The 15,771-nt window shown below is 72.7% G+C and carries 15 protein-coding genes; 8 read left to right on the plus strand and 7 right to left on the minus strand.

Annotated features, from left to right (window positions below):
* Position 1: 1 nt before the first annotated feature.
* On the minus strand, positions 2 to 715 hold the full coding sequence (locus LN042_RS03700; protein WP_230048316.1) for a LamG domain-containing protein: 714 nt from the start codon (positions 713 to 715) through the stop codon (positions 2 to 4).
* Positions 716 to 887: 172 nt separating this feature from the next.
* On the minus strand, positions 888 to 1,340 hold the full coding sequence (locus tag LN042_RS03705) for a hypothetical protein (RefSeq protein WP_230048318.1): 453 nt from the start codon (positions 1,338 to 1,340) through the stop codon (positions 888 to 890).
* A gap of 307 nt (positions 1,341 to 1,647) precedes the next feature.
* Between LN042_RS03705 and LN042_RS03710 the strand changes: the two genes are divergently transcribed.
* The 3 genes from LN042_RS03710 (at position 1,648) to LN042_RS03720 (ending at position 4,142) form a co-directional block, all read left to right on the plus strand.
* A complete protein-coding gene (locus tag LN042_RS03710; protein WP_230048319.1) occupies positions 1,648 to 3,159 on the plus strand; it encodes an alkaline phosphatase family protein in 1,512 nt (503 codons plus the stop codon).
* A complete protein-coding gene (locus LN042_RS03715; RefSeq protein ID WP_230048321.1) occupies positions 3,156 to 3,734 on the plus strand; it encodes a hypothetical protein in 579 nt (192 codons plus the stop codon). Before LN042_RS03710 ends, LN042_RS03715 begins: the two co-directional genes overlap by 4 nt.
* Before the next feature lie 111 nt (positions 3,735 to 3,845).
* Entirely contained in the window at positions 3,846 to 4,142 is a 297-nt protein-coding gene (locus LN042_RS03720; RefSeq protein WP_230048322.1) for a hypothetical protein, read from the plus strand.
* A 76-nt stretch (positions 4,143 to 4,218) separates the two neighbouring features.
* Here the strand turns inward: LN042_RS03720 and LN042_RS03725 are convergent, their stop codons facing one another.
* Positions 4,219 to 5,112, minus strand: coding sequence for an aldo/keto reductase (locus tag LN042_RS03725; protein WP_230048324.1), 894 nt, complete (start codon positions 5,110 to 5,112; stop codon positions 4,219 to 4,221).
* 70 nt (positions 5,113 to 5,182) lie between these two features.
* On the opposite strand from LN042_RS03725, the gene LN042_RS03730 reads away from it, so the two are divergent.
* On the plus strand, positions 5,183 to 6,172 hold the full coding sequence (locus LN042_RS03730) for an ArsR/SmtB family transcription factor (protein ID WP_230048326.1): 990 nt from the start codon (positions 5,183 to 5,185) through the stop codon (positions 6,170 to 6,172).
* 146 nt (positions 6,173 to 6,318) lie between these two features.
* Here LN042_RS03730 and LN042_RS03735 read toward each other — a convergent pair whose 3' ends face one another.
* Positions 6,319 to 7,263: a GNAT family N-acetyltransferase gene (locus tag LN042_RS03735; RefSeq protein WP_230048328.1), complete on the minus strand. Its 945-nt coding sequence runs from the start codon at positions 7,261 to 7,263 to the stop codon at positions 6,319 to 6,321.
* A gap of 146 nt (positions 7,264 to 7,409) precedes the next feature.
* Between LN042_RS03735 and LN042_RS03740 the strand changes: the two genes are divergently transcribed.
* Complete coding sequence (locus LN042_RS03740) at positions 7,410 to 8,327, plus strand: DUF6891 domain-containing protein (RefSeq protein ID WP_230048330.1); 918 nt, start codon at positions 7,410 to 7,412, stop codon at positions 8,325 to 8,327.
* Between the two features lie 253 nt (positions 8,328 to 8,580).
* On the opposite strand, the gene LN042_RS03745 is transcribed toward LN042_RS03740, so the two are convergent.
* Positions 8,581 to 10,029, minus strand: a complete 1,449-nt coding sequence (locus LN042_RS03745; RefSeq protein WP_230048332.1) for an aminotransferase-like domain-containing protein — start codon at positions 10,027 to 10,029, stop codon at positions 8,581 to 8,583.
* On the opposite strand from LN042_RS03745, the gene LN042_RS03750 reads away from it, so the two are divergent.
* Together LN042_RS03750 and LN042_RS03755 are read left to right on the plus strand one after the other, a co-directional pair.
* Positions 10,028 to 11,263, plus strand: a complete 1,236-nt coding sequence (locus tag LN042_RS03750; protein WP_230048334.1) for an aminotransferase class V-fold PLP-dependent enzyme — start codon at positions 10,028 to 10,030, stop codon at positions 11,261 to 11,263. The genes LN042_RS03745 and LN042_RS03750 overlap by 2 nt on opposite strands.
* Complete coding sequence (locus tag LN042_RS03755; RefSeq protein WP_230048335.1) at positions 11,260 to 12,624, plus strand: MFS transporter; 1,365 nt, start codon at positions 11,260 to 11,262, stop codon at positions 12,622 to 12,624. Before LN042_RS03750 ends, LN042_RS03755 begins: the two co-directional genes overlap by 4 nt.
* Positions 12,625 to 12,831: 207 nt before the next feature.
* Here the strand turns inward: LN042_RS03755 and LN042_RS03760 are convergent, their stop codons facing one another.
* Complete coding sequence (locus LN042_RS03760) at positions 12,832 to 13,545, minus strand: TetR/AcrR family transcriptional regulator (RefSeq protein ID WP_230048337.1); 714 nt, start codon at positions 13,543 to 13,545, stop codon at positions 12,832 to 12,834.
* Positions 13,546 to 13,689: 144 nt separating this feature from the next.
* On the opposite strand from LN042_RS03760, the gene LN042_RS03765 reads away from it, so the two are divergent.
* The gene (locus LN042_RS03765) at positions 13,690 to 14,415 is read left to right on the plus strand and encodes a hypothetical protein (RefSeq protein ID WP_230048338.1); all 726 of its coding nucleotides are present in this window, start codon (positions 13,690 to 13,692) and stop codon (positions 14,413 to 14,415) included.
* Between the two features lie 63 nt (positions 14,416 to 14,478).
* Here the strand turns inward: LN042_RS03765 and LN042_RS03770 are convergent, their stop codons facing one another.
* Positions 14,479 to 15,714, minus strand: a complete 1,236-nt coding sequence (locus LN042_RS03770; protein WP_230048340.1) for an FUSC family protein — start codon at positions 15,712 to 15,714, stop codon at positions 14,479 to 14,481.
* Between the last annotated feature and the right edge of the window lie 57 nt (positions 15,715 to 15,771).

The following is a 15,771-nucleotide window of genomic DNA, read 5'->3' on the forward strand; positions in this document are numbered from 1 at the left end:
GTCAGTCGGCTTCCTCCTCAGCAGTGTACATACCAGTAGGTACAGGAGGCTGCGGAGTGCTCGGCACCCGGTCGACCGAGAGGCTGAGGCAACTCCAGCTCAGCTGGCGGGGGCCGCCCGGTGGTGGCGCCGGGTGGTACGTGCCGTCCGACACCGAGAGGTTGACGATCAGGTAGGCCTGCCAGTGCGGCCCCACCCCGGTGCCGTCCCGGAAGACCGTGGCGCCGTTGACCGTCCAGTCGACGGAGGTCGCGCCGAGGGTGACCGCCAGGTCGAGCTGGGCGCCGGGGGCGACACCCGCCGAACCGCCGTCCCAGTACAGGTAGGCGTCGTGGACGTGGTTGGAGAGTTCGAGGATGCCCGGATGCTCGGCGTGGTACTCGAAGACGTCGATCTCGTTGCCGCCGTCCCGCCAGGTCCAGATCGCCGGCCAGGCGCCGATGTCGGCGGGGAGCACGATGCGGGCGCTGAGCACGTCGCCGGTCTGCACCTGGAAGCCCTGCGGACTGCCCTCGGTGGTCAGCAGGTTGCAGCTCCACAGGCCACCGAAGAAGCGGCGGGTCGCGGTGAACCGGCCGCCGGGGCAGTAGGAGCGGTTCAGTCGGTCGAGCTTGTGGTCGCCCGGGTTGGTGGGGCCCATGTTCGGATAGGCGCTGGTCCGACCCGCCGTCCACTGCTGCGACGAGCCGAAGTCCGCTTCGAAGACCACTGCCATGGGCTGCGCCACCCCTTCCAGGAAAACATTGCACGGTGTGGTTTCCCGAGCGCGGTGGGTGAAAACCGATCGCCGCTTCGGCCGCGTGGAAAGTCGGCCCAGCTGCGGGGGCGGAGGTCGGCCCGGCTGCCCGGCTGCCCGCCCGCCTGCCCGGTGTGCCGGCGAGCGGCCGTCAGGTGCGGTCCTGGAGGGTGTGCGCCCGCAGTGCCGCCAGCAGCGGCAGGATGTCGTCCCCGGTGTCGCTCTGACTGACCGCCACGATCGCCGACACCACGGTGCGGCCGATGTGCCCGGCCGCCGCCGGGCTGCTGTCGGCGGTGTCGCCCCACACCTCCAGCGCGTCGCCGAGCACCTCGCTCAGCCGGTAGACCGCGTTCTCCCGCATCCGCTCGGTGAGTTCCGGCATCTCCTCGGGCGTGGCGGTGCCGTCGCTGAAGGCGATGGTCAGCAGCGCGCGCAGGGTGCGGTGGCCGTAGTCGGCGAGCAGGGCGGGCAGCGGCTGCTCGTACTCCTCGGTGGCGCCGAGTGCGACCAGGGCCTGGTCGTCATGGCGCCAGGAGGCCTCCAGGGCCGCCAGGGCGCGCAGCGTCTCGTCCCGGGTCAGTTCCATCCCGTCGTCCGTCATGCCCAGCTCCCGATCTCACCGTCCGTCATGTCTCGCAACGGTACGCATCGACCGGTTCGCCGGGGGTGGAAAGTCGGCCGGGTCACCGTTGAGCGTGACGTGTGCGGCCGGCTTCGGCCCGACGCGATGGGACCGGGCTTATCCTTGGCCAGGCCCCGGGCTTGCCCTTGGCCGGGCCGGGGCTGACGGGCGGTCAGCAGCGGCGGTCGGTGAAGCTCCCAGGTGACGCGGATTTCACCGGACATTCACACAAGTTTACGAATATCAGGGTGCAACGCGGGTAGATCGCGCGCCAACATCATGTGTCATGACGATTTGGGGAACCAGCCGGCTCCGCCGGAACGGCACCGGGGTGCGCCCGCGGTCCATCGCGGCGGGCCTGGCCGCCGCGATGGCTGCGGCCGCACTGGTCGGCAGCACCGCCGGCCCGGCAGCGGCGAACTCGCACGACTTCCACCCGCCGAAGATCAAGCACGTGTGGGTCATCATGCTGGAGAACAAGTCCTACGAGGCTTCGTTCACCGGTCTCAACCAGAACAGCTACCTGTGGAAGACGCTGCCGCAGTACGGCGAGCTGCTCCGCCAGTACTACGGCACCGGCCACTACAGCCTGGACAACTACATCAGCGCGGTCAGCGGCCAGGCGCCCGACGCCGCCACCCAGAACGACTGCCCGCAGTACACCGACGTCGCCCCGGGCACCCCCGCGGCCGACGGCCAGGTGCACGCCGCCTCGGGCTGCGTCTACCCCGACTCGGTGGGCACGCTCTTCAACCAGCTGGATGCCAAGCACCTCAGCTGGAAGGCCTACATGCAGGACATGGGCAACACGGACGGCCGTGAGGACCCGTACCACTGCGGCATTCCGGGCGACCCGTCCGGCGCCGGTGTGGCGGACCCGGGCGGTGCCACCCCCCAGGACCAGTACGTGCCCAAGCACAACCCGACCGCCTGGTTCCACTCGATCATCGACCACCCCAACGACTGCGCCAACGTCGTCCCGCTGAACGGCCGGCCCGCTCAGTCGGGCCACGGTGCGCTCAGCAGCCTGGCCGACGACCTGAAGAGCGAGAGGACCACCCCGGCCTTCTCCTGGATCACCCCCGACAACTGCTCGGACGCCCACGACTCCACCTGCAAGGGCGACAACCTCTCCGGGGACCCGAACAACCACCAGGGCGGCCTGTACGCCTCGGACCTGTTCCTGCAGAAGGTGATCCCCCAGATCATGGCTTCGCCGGCATTCCAGGACGGCGGCATGATCGACATCACCTTCGACGAGGCCTTCCCGCCCTACAAGCTGTACGGCAACTCCACCGCCGACTACACGGGCAACTCGGACCCGAGCCTCAACACCCCCACCGACACCGCCCAGTCGGTCGTGGCCTGCTGCAACGAGCTGCCCGGCCCGAACGTCACCCAGCCCGGTGACCAGGCCTTCGGCCAGGACACCACCCCCGGTGGCGGCATCACCGGTTCGCTGCTGATCTCCCGCTACATCAAGCCGGGCACCATCAGCGACCAGCCGTACAACCACTACTCCTGGCTGCGCAGCATGGAGGACCTGTTCAAGATCGACCACGGCGGCACCGACGGCCACGGCCACCTCGGCTACGCCGGCATGGCGGGCCTGCGCCCGTTCGGCCCCGACGTCTACAACAACCCGAGCGGCAAGGCCATGCAGCCCGCCGCGATGGGCAGCAACGGCGTCTACTCGGCCACCGCGGTGCCGGCGAACAAGCAGTCGGCCGACGTCCAGCCCGACTTCACCGGGCCGAACGCGGCGACCGACAGCCTGAAGCCGGGAGCCGGTAAGTGAGTCGCAGCACCACCAGCCGGAGCCGCGCCCACCACGGGCGCGGCTCCGGCCGCGGCCGGGCGGCCGCACTCCTACTGGTCCTCGCCGGCCTGACGGCCTCCTGCGGCGGCCAGAGCCCGTCACCGGACCTCGGCGCGGTGCCCATCCCGAGCGCCCCCGCCTCCCAGGCGCCGGTCACCGCCGGCCCCGGACATGCCCAGCTGGTCGCCATGGGCGACCCCGTCCACCTCGACCTGGGCAGTCAGCAGGGTCAGATCACCGCCACCGGCCCCGAGTTGGCGGTCACCGGCCCCGCGGTCGGCGGCAAGCCGCCGGAGCAGTCCAAGGGCACCGTCACCGTGGTGCTCAAGGTCACCGACGGCAGCCGCTCGCTGGACCCCGCCGACCTGGCCGCCACCGACGAACTCGGCAAGCCGATCGCCCTGACCGCCGACGCCGGCGCGGTCACCGCCACGCCCGGGCACGACGCCACCCTGCACCTGTCCGGCACCTTCGCCGCCGGGCACGCCACGCTCAGCTGGAACGCCGCCGGCAAGCCGCTCGCCACCTGGGACTTCGAGGTCGAGCTGGACTGACCGGCCCCGTCCGGCCGCCGCCGTCCCACCTGGCGGGGCGTCAGGGGTTCGTGTGCGCCCGGTAGGGTGGACCCGCCACGATGGCGATGCGACCTTCCGGGAGGGGAATCAATGGCGGTCCTGCTGATAGGGCTGGGCTTCTTCATGGCGGTGCTGCTGCTGGCCGCGCTGCGCCCGGCCCTGCGGCCCGAACCGGGGGCGAGCGGGCTGGTGCAGGCCGCCGGCGGCGTGCTGCTGGTGGCCGCCGTGGGCGTCTGGGTCTATCTGCGGCTGGGCGACCTCGCTCCGCTCGGTGACGTCGGCCACCCCACCGAGCTCTACCAGACCGGGCTCGGGTCGGGCCTGGGACTCGCCGTGGTGGTCGCGGCCTGGTGGCGTCGGCAGCAGCAGGGGGAGCCCGAGGAGTAGCCGGCGCCGGTCGCGGTGCGCGGGTGGGGCCGGCGCGTCCAGTGGGTCGGGCCCGGCGTGTTCGGGCCGGGCGCGTTCAGCCCAGCGCGTTCAGCCGGGCCAGCTCGTCCGGTGTCAGTCGCAGGGCGCCCGCGGCGACGTTCTCGGCCAGGTGCGCCGGATCACCGGTGCCCGGGATGGCCAGCACGTGCGGGCCTTGGTGGAGCGTCCAGGCGATCCGCACCTGGGCCGCCGTCACCCCGTGCGCCCGTGCCACCGCAAGCACCTCCGGCGGCTCGCTGCCGCGTGCCCCGGCCTCCCGCCCGGGGCCGGCGATCGAGTAGAACGGCACGTAGGCGATGCCCTGTTCGCCGCAGGCGCGCAGCAGCGCCTGCCGTTCGCCGGTGGCGTCCCCGATGCCGTACAGGTTCTGCACGCACACGACCGGTGCGATCGTCCGGGCCTCGGCGAGCTGGTCGGCCGTCACATTGGACAGGCCCAGCTGCCGGATCAGCCCGGCCGCGCGCAACTCGGCGAGTACACCGAAGCGTTCGGCGACCGAATCGGTGCCGAGCACCCGCAGGTTCACCAGGTCCAGGTGGTCGCGGCCGAGTTGGCGCAGGTTCTCCTCCACCTGGCCGCGCAGTTGCTCGGGGCGGGCGTGCGGCAGCCAGTCGCCCGCCGGCCCGCGGCCCGGTCCCACCTTGGTGGCGATCACCAGATCGTCCGGGTAGGGGGCCAGCGCCCGGTTGATCAGCTCATTGGCGGATCGCAGCGCGGAGAAGTAGAAGGCGGCGGTGTCCAGGTGGTTGATGCCGAGGTCAACGGCCTTGCGCAGCACCTGGATCGCCTGCTCGCGGTCGCGCGGCGGGCTGCCCGGCGCGAAGGCGGCGCCGCACTGCGGCAGGCGCATGGTGCCGAAGCCGACCCGACGGACCTGGAGGTCGCCGAGGGTCCAGCTGTCGGAGGGGGTAGCGGTTCGCGAAGTCATGCCGGAATGATCACCGCACACCGCGGTGCGGTGGAAACGATTAGGACATCTGTGAATCCGAGGTGATGGCGTGCCGGCTGAACTCGACTTCTCGGCGGACGACCTGGCCCGGCTGCGGTTCGCCGTCTCGCCGCTCTGGGAGGTGGTGGCCAGCTACCGGCTGCTGCGATCGGGCGCCGCGCATCCGGTGCACCGGCGATGGGCCGAGCAGGTCAGGCCGCGGGTGGCGGCCGCCGGGCTGGACGGCGGCTGGCTGGCCGAGCTGTTCGCGCATCCCGGATACGCCCCCGACTTCCTCAACCCGGCCCCGAGTGGACCGACCCCCACGCTGGCCGAGGAGTTGGCCGTGCTCACCGCCACCCCGGCCGACCGGGTGCGCCGCGACCTCGACCACCTGGCGCGCCATCAGGGCTCGTTGGGACCGCGGCTGCGCGCCCTGTCCGCGGACCCGCCGGCCCGACTCGACCGACTGGGCGCCGAGATCGAGGCGTACTGGGAGCTGGCGCTGGCGCCCTACTGGGCCCGGATCCGCGCCGTGCTGGACGCCGACCTCTTCCACCGGTCCCGACAGGTCGCCGAGCACGGCGCCGGACAGGTCCTCGACGACCTGCACGAGTCGCTGAGTTGGGACGGCACCCGGCTGCGGCTGCGCGGCCGCAAGCAGTCCATGGCCCGCCGGCGCACCGGCCCGGGGCTGGTGCTGGTCCCCGTCGCGTTCGGCGCCGGCCGCCTGCGCAGTCGGGTGGCGCCGCCGGACCCGCCGCAACTCGCCTACCCCGCCCGGGCCTCAGGCACCCTGTGGGAGACCGGGCCGACCACGGACGGCGCCGCGCTGGCCGCCGTGCTCGGCCGTTCCCGCACCCGCCTGCTGATCGAGCTGGACACCCCCGCCAGCACCACCGAACTCGCCCACCGCACCGGCCTGTCCGCGGCCGCCGTCTCCCAGTACCTCACCGCCCTGCGCGCCGCCGGGTTGGTGAGCGCGCACCGGGCGGGGCGCTGGGTGCTGTACGCCCGCACGGCGGCCGGGGAGACGCTGCTGGCGGCCGCCGGAGCCTGAACCGCCGTGCCCCCGGACGATGGGTGCCCGGCCGGGATGGAGTGGCCGCCGACCGCTCCACGCGGGGAAGCCGGAACTCCGCCGCGGTCAGCGGGGTTCACAGCCGGCGCTGGGCCGCCCCGGCCCGGTCGGCTCCGAGCCCTTGGTCAGTCGACTCCCAGCACCTTGCCGTACACCGCGCAGCCGTGGCGGACCGTCATGCCCATCCGCTGGTACAAGGGCAGCGCGCCGGTCTCCGAGTGCGTCCACAGGGTGCAGCGGCGGCGGCCCTCGCGGTAGCAGGCGCGGAACGCCTCGCTCAGCAGCAAGCGGGCTATCCCCCGGTTGCGGTGGTCCTTGCGGACCGCGACCCGCTCGACGCAGCCCTCGTCACCGCCGGGGACGCCCAGCGACAGCACCGCGCCCACCATGTCGTCGCCGGCGAACGCCACCGGTGAGAGCGCCGGTGCGAAGGTGTCCCGTTCGACGGTGCGCCGGGCCCATTCCCGGTACGTCTTGCGCCGCTTCTGCCACTCGTCGAAGGCGTCCTCGGTGAGCTGGTGGGCGGCTCGCTCGTCGCCGGGGCGGAACCACCGCACGGTGACCCCGGACGGCGGCGCGGGCACCACCGGTTCGGCGGTGAGCGCGATCTCCAGCAGCCACTGGGCGACGAACGGCTCGTACCCCCGGGACCGCAGCAGTGCCACCGCCGCTCGATCACCGTTCGAGACCGTCTGGCTGAGCCGTTCGCTGCCCGCCTGCCGGGCCCGCGCCTCGGCCCAGTCGAGCAGTGCGCCACCCAGCCCCTGCCCCCGGTGCTCGGGGTGGATGTCGACCGTGCTGCGCCGACCCCCGTGCACCCGGGCCCAACCGGCCAGCTGCCGGCCCGAGTCGTGCACCAGCAGGGTGTCGGCGGCCAGGTCGAGACCGGGCAGGGTCAGATCGGCGACCGTCCGGTCGGGCTCGGTCTCGGAGCGGCCCGGCAGCTCGCGTTCGCAGGCGGCGACCAGCTCGTGGATCGCGGGTGCGTCGGCCACGGTCGCCGCCCGGCACCGGTAGGCAGCCGGGAGGGAACTGGGAGCCAGTGACGGCGGGGAGAACGGATCGACCATGACGCGACTATCCGTCACCCGATCTCCCGCTGTCGACCGGGTTGGCGAATCCCGGACACCGCCGAGGAGGCCGGAACCAGGCGTCGCCGCCGAGAGCCGGGCCCCGGTGGAGCGGCACTGTCTCAGCCGTGTGCCAGAGTCGGCGCATGCTCGATATCGTGGTGCAGACGGAGAACTGGGAGCGGCACGTCCGCGTGTCCGCCGAGGAACTGGCCGGGTTGGTCCGGCGGATCGGCGGTGACGGTGACCGGTTCCTGGTGATCCAGCGGATACCCGATCTGCCCGACGTCTACGCCCAGGTCTGGCACGAGACCGGCGGTGGCTACACGCTGGAGCACCGCGACGGTGCTGCCGACCGGCACTTCCAGGCGCCGGTCGACGACCCGGAGGCCGTCATCGCGGCGCTCACCGGCTGGGCCCGCCGGCAGTCCGGTTGGCAGGCCGAACTGGTGTGGTCCCGGCTGGAGATGGGGCCGAGCGAGGAGGTCCCGCCGCTCGACCTCGACGAGGCCGACCGCCGGGATCTGGAGAGGCGCGTTCGCGAGGTGCTCGTCGGCGGCTACGCCTCGCGGGCCGAACTGACCGAGCTCGCGGAGGAGTACCTGGTCACCGCCGACCGCCGGCCGGTCTCGCGCGAGCAGGCGGCGGCGCTGGTCGACCGGCTGTGGCTGGCACGCGTGGCTGAGCAGGCCGGCTGGCAGGGCATGACCGACCCCGAGCGGCTCACCCATGCGTTCACCGCGCTGGCGGAGGCCGGCATCACCGCCCGCGAGAACTTCACCTGTTGCCGTAGCTGCGGCCAGGCGGAGATCGGCGGCGAGGGCGAGCCCGGCGCCCGGGGCTTCGTCTACTTCCACGCCCAGTGCACGGACTCCGCCGTGGCCGGCCATGGGCTGACGCTCCTCTACGGCGGGTTCGACGGCTCCTCCCGGACCACCGCGGCCGTCGGCCACGAGGTCGTCGCGGCGCTGGCAGCAGTCGGCCTCCGCACCCAGTGGAACCAGGACCCGGGCCACGCCATCACCGTCACCCCGCTGGACTGGCGCCGCCGCCTGATCGGCTGAGGTCGTTCCCTTCCCCGAGCCGCGCCCGCTGCCGACCGAGTGGCCGCGCGCTCCCGGGCCGTCCTCACGACCGCGCCCCCGGACGCCGTGCCCGGGCAGCAGCCCGCCTCCGGAGGACCCGGAGCGCTCGCTGCGCGGTGCGGCGCCGAACTCCGGAGCGGGCACGCGGACAGGCCCACCGGATGCCGCCCGTGGCCGGGGACCTATCCGCTGTGCCACGGGCGTCTGCTGCCCCGCGCTGCGTGGCCGTCCGTCAGCCGGTGGGCCGCCAGCGTGGGCGCGACGTCAGCTGCCCGTCGGGGGGGAGGCCGCGGGTCGCGGCGGCCAGGCGGGCGGCGGCCTCGGCGAGGTCGGCGGGTTCGGCTGCGGCGGCGAAGCCCAGCCGCAGGTGGGCGGCGGGCGGTTCCGCGGGGAAGTGGTGGTAGCCGAGATTGACGGTGATCCGGTGCGCTGGGGACGCTTCCGCGACGGCTGCCTCCGTGAGACCGGGCGGCAGCCGCAGCCACAGGTGCAGGCCGCCCTCGGGGACGTGCAGGAGGGCCCAGTCCGGCAGTTCGCGGGCCAGGGCACCGGCGAGGACGGCACAGCGGTGCTGCAGGGCGCCGGCCAGGGCGCGCAGGTGGCGCTCCCACGCGGGGGTGCTGAGCAGTTCGACCGCCGCTTCCTGGAGGGGGCGGGCGATGAAGAAGTCGTCGACCCGTCGCATGCCGAGCAGGCGCCGCATGACCGGGCCCCGGGCGACGACGGCGCCGATCCGCAGACTGGGTGAGGCGGGCTTGGTCAGCGAGGTGAGGTGGATGACGGTGCCGTCGCGGTCGTCGGCGACCAACGGGCGTGGCACCGGCCGGCCGTGGCCGAGATGGCGGGCGAAGTCGTCCTCGATGAGGAAGGCCCCGGCGGCGCGAGCCACCTCGACGACCTGCCGGCGCCGCTCGGGGGAGAGCACGGTGCCGGTGGGGTTGTGGAAGGTCGGCTGGCAGTAGAGCACCCGGGCGCCGGTCATGGCGAAGGCGTCGGCGAGCAGGTCGGGGCGCAGCCCGTGCTCGTCCATCGGCACGGGCACCGGTTGCAGCCCGGCGGAGCGCGCGGCGGCGAGCGCACCGGGGTAGGTCGGCGACTCGACCAGGACCGGGTTGCCGGGCGAGGTGATGGCCCGGAACAGCATGGACAGCGCTCCCTGCCCGCCTCCGGTCACCAGGACGTCCTCGGGGTCGACGTCGCCGCCGGCCTGCCGGGCGAAGACGCTGCGCAGCGTCGACAGGCCCGCCGCCGGAGCGCGGTGCCAGGCGTCGGGGCGGCGGGCCGCGCGGGCCAGGGCGCCGCCGAGCAACCGGGTGGGCTGCAGGCTCTCGTGCAGGTAGCCGCCGGACAGTGCGATGGCGCCGGCCGGCACGGTGGCTGACTGGTCGTCGGGCCGCTCCGGCGGGACATGGCGACCGGCCAGGGCGACCGCCTGCCAGGAGGTGTCCGGTTCGCCGGCGGCCTGCGGTCGCCGAGTGGCGACGTACGTACCGCTGCCCGGGCGGGTGACGACCGCGCCCTCGGCGGCCAGCAGGGCGATCGCGCGGGAGACGGTGACCGGGCCGACTCCGTGACGCGTGATCAGGTCGCGGCTGCTGGGCAGGCGATCGCCCGGGGCGAGGCGAGCGATCTCGGTGCGGAGGATCGCCACAAGGGTCTCAGTACTGCTACTGTCAGACATGAAGAATAAGAATAGCGCTTTCGCCTCCAGCTCGGAACTGCTTCTCGACCTCGACGCCCTGCGGGCCGACACCCCGGGGTGCGAGGCGGTGGTCCACTTCAACAACGCCGGCTGCGGCCTGATGGCCCGTCCGGTGCTGCAGACGATGCTCGACCACCTGACCCTGGAGGCCGCCATCGGCGGCTACGAGGCCTCGGCCGCCCGCGCCGGCGAGGTCGCCGACTTCTACGCCTCGCTCGCCGAGCTGCTGGGCGCCCGCGCCGGCAACATCGCCTTCGCGGCGAGCGCGACCCACGCCTACACCAAGGCCCTCTCGGCGATCGACTTCCGGCCCGGCGACGTCATCCTCACCACCCGCAACGACTTCATCTCCAACCAGATCGCGTTCCTCGCCCTGCGCAAGCGCCACGGCGTCAGGGTGGTGCACGCCCCCGACCACCCGGACGGCAGCGGAGTCGACGTCGACGCGATGGTCGCGCTGATGCGCGCCCACCGCCCGCGCCTGGTCGCCGTCACGCACGTGCCCACCAACTCGGGCTTGGTGCAGCCGGTCGCCGAGATCGGCCGGCACTGCCGGGAACTCGACCTGCTGTACCTGGTCGACGCCTGCCAGTCGGTGGGCCAGTACCCGATCGACGTCGAGGAGATCGGCTGCGACCTGCTCACCGCGACCTGCCGCAAGTTCCTGCGCGGCCCGCGCGGTTCGGGCTTCCTGTACGTCTCCGACCGGGTGCTCCAGGCCGGTTACGAGCCGCTGTTCATCGACATGCACGGCGCCCGCTGGACCGCTCCCGGCTACTACCGTCCGGTCGACACGGCCGCCCGGTTCGAGGAGTGGGAGTTCCCGTACGCCACCGTGCTCGGCTGCGCCGCCGCCGTCCGCTACGCGCTGCGGGTCGGCCTGGAGCCGGTCGCCCAGCGCACCCCCGCCCTGGCCGGGCGGCTGCGCGAGCAACTGGCCGCCATCCCCGGAGTCCGGACGCTGGACCGGGGACCCGCTCCCGCCGCGCTGGTCACCTTCGCGATCGACGGCTGGGAGGCGGAGCCGTTCAAGGCGGCGATGGACGCCCGCAGCATCAACTCGGCGCTCAGCTACCGGGAGTTCGCTCAGTTCGACTTCTCCGACAAGGAGATCGAGTGGTGCCTGCGGCTGTCGCCGCACTACTACAACACCGAGGACGAGGTCGACGCGGTGGCCGGTGCCGTCGCCGAGCTGGCGAGGAGCGCCCGATGACCCAGGTCTCACCGTCCCAGGCCGCGACCACGGCCACCACGAACACGACCACGAGCACTACCGCGGCCACGGCCGGGAGCTCGGTCGCGACGAGCGCGCCACCGCCACCGAGCCTGTGGCGCAACGGCGACTTCCTCAGATTCTGGCTCGGCGAGACGGTCTCGCTGCTCGGCACCCAGGTGACCAACCTCGCGCTCCCGCTCACCGCCATCGGCGCGTTCGGCGCGACCGACGAGCAGGTCGGGCTGCTGCGGTTCCTGCAACTCGTCCCCTACCTCTGCCTCGCCCTGCCGATCGGCGTCTGGACCGACCGCGCCCGCCGGCGGCCGGTCATGCTGGGCGCCAACCTGGTGCGGCTGGTCCTGCTCGGTCTCGTCCCGCTGCTCTACTGGTGGCACGGGCTCAACCTGCCCGTGCTGATGACGATCGCCTGCACGGTCGGCATCGCGTCGGTGGTGTTCGACGTGAGCTGGATGTCGTACGTGCCGGTGCTGGTGAAGAGCCCCGAGCACTACGTCGAGGCCAGCGCCAAGATGGGCGCCAGCTCCTCCGCCGCCGACGTGGCCGGGCCGGGCCTGGCGGGTGTCCTGGTGTCGGCGCTCAGCGCCCCGGTCGCCCTGGTCGTCGACGCCTGCTCGTACCTGGTTTCCGTCGTCTCACTGCTGCTGATCCGCACACCCGAGCCGCGCCCCGAGCCGGCCGCCGAGCGGCACCTGTGGCGCGAGCTCCGGGAGGGTCTGGGCTGGGTCATGCGGGACGGCGTGCTGCGGGCCCTCGCGCTGATCGGCTTCTGCTGCAACTTCTCGATGATCACCGTGTGGACGATGTTCCTGCTCTACGGCACCCACGACCTCCACCTCGGCTCGACGGTCCTCGGCACCGTCTTCGCGATCGCCTCCATCGGCGGTCTGATCGGCGCCCTGATCTCGCGAAAGGTCATCGCGCGGTTCCCGCTCGGCCGGGTCTACCTGGTCGCCCAGTCCGCCCTCCTGCTCGGCCCGAGCCTGATCCCCGCTGCCGCCGGGCCGCGACCGGTGATGATCGGGATCTTCATCCTCTCCTTCTTCACCACCTACCTCGGTCTCGGGGTCGCCGGGGTCATCATCGTCAGCCTCCGCCAGGCCGTGACGCCGCAGTCGATGATGGGGCGGATGACCGCGGCGTTCCGGACCCTGCTGTTCGGCGGTGGCTCCCTGGGCGGCCTGTCGGCCGGCCTGCTCACCGCGCAACTCGGCGCCCGCGGCGCGCTGACCGTGGCCGCCGTCGGCTCCGCCGTCGTGGTCATCGGCCTGGTGCTCTCCCCGGTCAGCCGCCTCAAGGACCTGCCGCCGGCCACGAAGGGGCCGGCGACGGCCGGCTGAGACCCGAAGCCCGAACCTCCCTGGAGCACAGGGCGCAGCACGGCACTCGCGTGCTGCGCCCTCGCGCCCTGTCGGACGCCCACGAGCCGTTCGCCGCACTCGCCTACGGGAATGGCCGCGACCCCCGGATCCGACAGCAAGATGATCTCGCTCACTTGGTGAGCATCTTGCAGCGCCCGCACACCCCGCGAACCCCCTGGCGACGTCTCACCCGCCGAGCCGGTCCAGCAGGATGTCCAGCCCGGCTGCGAGCTCCGCCTCCGGATCGTGCTCGACCAGCAGTGCGGCGAGCGCGCGCAGGCGGGGGTACTGCTCGGCGGGCAGGCGGTGCAGGCCGAGGCGGAGCAGCGGCTCTGGCTCTTCGGGGTTGTCGATCACCTGTCGCTTGTCGACCAGCAGGTAGCCGATCACCCAGCCGACCACCGCGCGGTAGAGGCGCAGGGTGGCGCGGTCATCCAGTCCGGCGCGGTCCAGCAGCGCCAGGACCTGCTCGTTGAGCTGGAGCATGGGGAGGGGCCGACGGGCCAGCGGGAGGCTAAGTGGCCGGGTCGCCACCAGGGGGAACACCGCGGGGTGGGCGTCGGCCACCTGGCAGAAGGCCCGGGCGATGCGGTGCAGTGCCGCTCGCCACCCGCCGTCGCCGGCCTCGTCGGTGCTCGGCGGCGGTACCTCGGCATCGGCGCGGAGCAGGTCGTTCACCTCGGCGTAGAAGGCCTCCACCATGCCGTCGAGGAGCGCCTGCTTGCCGTCGGCGTAGCGGTAGAGCGCCATCGGCTCCACGCCGAGGTCGGTGGCCAGACTGCGCATGGTGAGCGCGGCCAGTCCCTCGCGGTCGACCAGGTCGATCGCCGCGCGGAGGACTCGTGGCCTGCTCAACCTGGCCCGTCCGGCCGGCGGGTCGGGGAACCGGTCGCTTCCCACGGCTGCCTCCTGGGCTGCTTTTACGGTCTCCCCCCGGGGCCTTGACGCCCGCCGGGGTGGAGCGGAGGCTTGTAAGTATACAAGCGATATGTCCGAAGTATCCGTATGAGATACGTATGTCCCGTAATCGTCTCCAGGGGGGCGATGTCCGACATAAAGATCGAAGTCACCAATGAGAGCAAGACGCTCACCGACAGCCAGGTGAGCGCGGCCGTCCCGGCCCTGCAGACCCAGGTCCACGACCACTTCGCCCCGGTCTGGGGAGTCGACGCGGACCTGTCGTTCGTCGCGTCCAGCGCGCTCTCCGACGACGCATGGTGGCTCGTGGTGCTGGACGACTCCGACCAGGCCGGCGCCCTCGGGTACCACGACCTGACCGCGAACTACCTGCCGATCGGCAAGGTCTTCGCCGGTACCGACCGGACGTACGGCGAGAACTGGACCGTGACGACCAGTCACGAACTGCTGGAGATGCTCGGCGATCCGGAGATCAACCTCGTGGTCTTCAACCAACCGAACGCCGGCAGCGGCACGCTGTACGCCATGGAGGTGTGCGACGCGTGTGAGGCCGACGAGTACGCGTACCCCATCGGCGGCACCCAGGTCAGCGACTTCGTCTATCCCGCCTGGTTCCAGCCGAGCCGAACCGCCGCCACCACTCGGTTCGACTACCGGGACCAGATCAAGCAGCCGCTCCAACTCCTGTCCGGCGGCTACATCGGCGTCTTCGACGTCACGGCCGGCACCGGGTGGAGCCAGCAGACCGCCGAGGTCTCCGCCGCCTACGCCACCCGGGCGCGGGTCGGCAGTCGCCGCGAGCGGCGCCGGACGCCGCGCGACCAGTGGCTCCCGAGCGTCCGGAGAGCGTGACTGCCGACCGCCCCTCGCCCGCCGACCGCCCGCCCGGCTCTCCAGCTCACCACGCGCGTCCCGTCACCGCCGCCCCCGCACCGCCCGCGTCACCCGCTCCGCGAGGCGCCCCGCGACGCCCAGGCGCTCCAAGGGGGAGCCGTTGGCCACGGCGGCGCGGTCGAGTTCTTCCATCAGCCGACGGGTTCGGTGTTCCAGGTCGAGTTCGTCCAGGATGCGGTCGACTTCGGCGAGCAGGGAGCCGTGGAGCTGCCAGGCCAGCGGGTGCTCCTGGATGCGGCGCAGCATCTGCTGGGCGAGGTGGTCCCGGATGGTCCAGGCGGCGGCGAGGTCGGAGATGAGGCGGTCCTCGGCCTCCTCGGCGTTGCGGCCCACCTGGTCGGTCACCATGACGGCGAAGCTGACCAGTGCACCGCCCAGGTGGTCGAGCAGTTCCTCCATGCCGAGGGCCAGGTCGGGCGCCAGCAGTTGCTCGCCCTGGCCGCGCCGCTTGGCGAGGTCGGTGAGCGAGCGGGCCAGGACGCGGACCACCACGACGCAGATCTCCAGGGTGTCCAGGCCGGTGCGCAGCACGATGCGGGAGAGCAGGCCCTCCCGGATCCGGGGGTTGAAGCGGAGGCTGTCCTCGGCCTGGCGGAGGGCGGCGTCGACCTCGGCGATCGCCTGGTCGAGTTCGCGGGCCTCGTGCAGTCGGGCGGCCACGCGGGCCACCGGGGCCGGACGGCCGAGCTCCTCGGCGATCTGCAGCAGCAGGTGGCGGGCCCGGCGGGCCAGGTCCTCGATGGACTCACCGGCGGTGTCCACCCAGACCGGTGGCGCGAGCACCAGGTTGAAGAGCAGCCCGACCACCGCGCCGATCAGGGTCTCCAGGACCCGGTCCCAGGCCTGGGTCTGCACCCGGGTGACGCCGAGGATCAGCATCGCGCTGATCGCCACCTCGCTGACGAACTCGTCGACCCGCACCAGGTGACCGATCATCAGCGAGGCCGCGATGATCAGCGCCAGGCTCCACCAGGACAGCCCGACCACCGCGCTGAACAGGATCGCGATCAGCACCCCGGTGACCACCGCGGCGATCCGGCGGATGCTGGTGGTGAGCGTCGAGTAGACGGTCACCTGCACCACCAGCAGTGCGGTCAGCGGGGCGGTGAGCGGGGCGGGCTGGTTGCTCAGGTGCACGGCCACGATGTAGGAGATGGTGGCCGCGGCGGTGGCCCGGATGGCCTGGTCGACCACCGGCTGCCGCAGCCACTGCTTCACCGTCGCCGCCGTGAGCGGCTCGCTGCGTGCGAAGGGCATGCTCCGGCTCCTTCCCGCGCTCCGGCCCGCTCAGTGCGGCTTCACCGAATTCGCACC

It is taken from the genome of Kitasatospora humi (assembly GCF_020907985.1).
In the GTDB taxonomy this organism is placed as follows: Bacteria; Actinomycetota; Actinomycetes; order Streptomycetales; family Streptomycetaceae; genus Kitasatospora; species Kitasatospora humi.